The sequence below is a fragment of the Roseiarcus sp. genome, from assembly GCF_052145395.1.
Classification (GTDB): domain Bacteria; phylum Pseudomonadota; class Alphaproteobacteria; order Rhizobiales; family Beijerinckiaceae; genus Roseiarcus.
In genome coordinates this window covers 1-3,190 of the sequence record NZ_JBKQOT010000546.1, presented here as the reverse complement: position 1 = coordinate 3,190, position 3,190 = coordinate 1, and the positions used below count along the sequence as shown (strand labels likewise).

Here is a 3,190-nt window from a genome sequence, read left to right as displayed (position 1 = left end):
GAGGCGGGGCAGGGCGGCTAGAGATCGCCTCGCTCAAGCCGAATGGACGGAACTTGAAACCGGTGAGTACAGGGTTGGATTTGCCCGGAAGATGTCTGAGGCGAGCATGACTATCGTTTCAGCGGGGTTGGATCGCGAAGATGCTGAAAGGGCTAACTACTGCCCCTTGTGGTCAAATCAGCGCATGTTCACCCGCACCGAACGCCCCTTCACCGGACCCTAGTACGCGAAAGCCCAACCGTAATCCTGGGCCAGATGGCGACAACTGCGCTCGGCCAGCGCCGATATTGTCAAGAGGGGGTTCACCCCAAGCGCGGTGGGCACCACCGATCCGTCCATGACGTAAAGCCCTTCGTGGACACCGCCGTCAGGAGCGCCGCTGAAGACCTGTCCCTTGTGATTGACGACACCGCTATCGGCGTTGTCCGCCATCACGCATCCCCCAAGCGGGTGCGACGTGACCAGATTGTGGTTGGTGAGATCATTCCAGATCGGGTTCTGAATGTACTCGCCTCCAAGCGTTTGAGTGACTCGCTGCATCAGTTCGCTGGCCCGTTCAAATTGGGCCTGCTTTCCAAGGCCGGGCCAATCAATCCTCAGCCGATCGTCGCTGAGAATCATACGGCCCATGCTGTCGTCGTTCGCAAGGAGTATTAAGCTGAGGGTATTTTTGTCGGCCCCTGTATAAGCGCCCAACAATTTGCTTTCGATCTCAAGGAATTCTTTTCTCACACTATCCCGCAGGTCGTCGCTGATCTGGCTCCGCTGGAGCCTCGCCTCGATCGCCAACAGAGGAGCGAGGAGAGCTGACAGCGCTCCAGGTATGGCGGCCTCTTCAAGAACAAAGCCGCCGTTGGCGCCGGAGTCGTGACGAAAATCGATCATGGCGGTTGCGGTGGGGCCTATCGGCGAATTTGGATTCGGCGCGCGGGCGCCCAAGCCTATCCCATTGACGATATAATCCGTATTATACGCAAAGCCGATCATGTCTCCATTGGTCGAAAAGTGATTACCGACTTGCTTCGATAGCGGTAACCCCTTCTCTTGGGACCGTAGCAAGACCTCCGTACTGCCCAAAGCGCCCGCCGCCAGTATGACGACCTTGCCGGTCACCGTGAATGCCGCCTCGTTGCCCTTTTCATCGACGCCGTCGCCGCATACGCGCCACCCTCCATCGGCTTTCTCCACATACCCGACGCGCGCCAACACAAATATTTCGGCAGAGTGCTTCTTCGCATCTGGCAAGTAGTTCATGATAACGGTATTCTTCGCTTTGTAATTACATCCCGTCACACAATCGCCACAGCCGACGCACGGAAGCTGCGTGACGCCGACGTGGTTCGTATCGTTCGGCAGAGGCTCGAAGTTAACCAGCACCGGCAAAGGATCAGCTGTCCTGCCCAGCTTCTTGGCGGCCTCTCCGAGTGCGACAGCCTTGCCGGCGTTTAAGAAAGCGCTCGGGGCAAAGGACGGTTTGAGCATGTCTTCCGCGCGCGCGAAATAGTCGTCGAGGACCGCTTTCACGCGCAATTCAGCCGGCCAGGCATCCGTAATAAAGACGCTCGGATCGGGCCGAAGGCCAATACCGGCATTGATAAGCGAGGTGCCTCCGAGGCCGCAGCCGACAACGACATTGATATCCTTATTATATCGAACATCGAGCAACGCCGTTTTCGATCCCGCGCGCGCTACCGGCGCGTCGAACTGCACTTCGGCAAGCAGTCCCGGCCCCCTATTCGGGTAATCTCCCGGTTGCTTTTCTTCGCCTCTCTCAAGCACACATACAGTTTTTCCGGCGCGCGCCAATCGCGATGAGGCTATACCGCCGCCGTACCCCGAACCAATCACAACAACGTCGTAGTGATCCCGCATTTTGTCGATCGACGACGAAAGAGCCGCGGCCATGGAATAATCCTCCCGCAAGTGGACACATAGTCGACGACAGACGACCGCTTCAGGGGGGCTGCTCTGCTCGCCGCTTCAGCGCCTTGTTTAGCGCCTGGAAGATCGGTGGACCCTGCGTTTGCAGTATCAATTGAACAGGAGGAAACAGAAAACCGCTGATAATCTCCCCGTGATGAAAAACAACGCTGTTCTGTCCCTTCGACTCGATGGCAAAGTAGTGATCGCCTCTAAACACCGTCGGCGCCAAGAAATGAGCCGAGAATCGTAGTTCGCTGTCGGGCTGGAACCTCAGTACGACAGCCGCGGTCCTTATCCGAATACCTCGTGGCATTTCGAACCGGTAGTGTATTGCCGCGCCTTGGTAGACGTCTCCCTGGACCTCGAGGACGAACGGGTTCCACTCGGGATAACGAGGAAAATCAGTAAGGACTTCCCATACGCGAGATGGCGAAGCCTCGATTCCGATCTCAGTCTTGATTTCGTAGGACACGCCATCTCGCCTCTTTCTGAGAAGTCGAGATTCAAAGACAATGCATTCGCAAAAACTGAGATTGCGACTCTCCGTGGGTTTTTGCAATCCAATTCTTCCAAGATTCCCCGGATAGTGGCCTCGGTCAGACCAAGGTTGCCTCCCGGGACGTCGGTCGCGTACAACAATGTAGTCATATAGAATATTGGAGCTTGGCTAAAGTCTCATCGCTGGCGGCCGTTGATTGCGCCGCGACCCGCCCGGCCGGCCCGTCAGGGACGCCCGAAACGGGGCGCGACCCCCTCCCGCATGACAAGGCGCCGGAGCGGCGCGACCCCGCCGAGGGCTGCGAGCCCCGCGCCCCGGGCGAAGTCGAGCGGGGCGAAGCGGGCGAGAAGCGCCCGGTTGAGCCCGTCGACCACGCCGGTGCGGCTCAGGATATCTGGCCGGCGCGCGTGCTGATAGGATTTGAGCGTCGCGTCGCCGCCGATGTCTCCTCCCTCCGCACGCGCAGCGACCGCCGCCTCGACGATCGCCTCGACGTCGCGCAGGCCGAGGTTCAGCCCCTGGGCGCCGATCGGCGGAAAGGCGTGCGCGGCGTCGCCGATGAGGGCGAGCCGCGGCGCGGTCAGCTTCGGCACGATCTGCCGGATCATCGGGAACAGGCCGCGCTGGCCTTCGATCCGCATCGCCCCGAGCATCGAGCGGGCCTGCCGCTCGATCTCGCGCGCGAGCGCCCGATCGTCCAGCGCCTCGCGGCGGGTGGCCTCGGCGTCCGACATCACCCAGACAAGGCTCGACCGGTTGGGAGCGGAA

The 3,190-nt window shown here is 59.9% G+C and carries 3 protein-coding genes; all 3 read right to left on the bottom strand.

The window, feature by feature from the left end; translation table 11 throughout:
- Window positions 1–219: 219 nt before the first annotated feature.
- Complete coding sequence (locus ACLP25_RS18830) at window positions 220–1,905, bottom strand: GMC oxidoreductase (RefSeq protein WP_442470696.1); 1,686 nt, start codon at window positions 1,903–1,905, stop codon at window positions 220–222.
- A 49-nt stretch (window positions 1,906–1,954) separates the two neighbouring features.
- Window positions 1,955–2,395, bottom strand: coding sequence for an SRPBCC family protein (locus ACLP25_RS18825; RefSeq protein WP_442470695.1), 441 nt, complete (start codon window positions 2,393–2,395; stop codon window positions 1,955–1,957).
- A 251-nt stretch (window positions 2,396–2,646) separates the two neighbouring features.
- A partial coding sequence (locus ACLP25_RS18820; RefSeq protein ID WP_442470694.1) for an FAD-dependent monooxygenase occupies window positions 2,647–3,190 on the bottom strand: 544 nt, incomplete at its 5' end.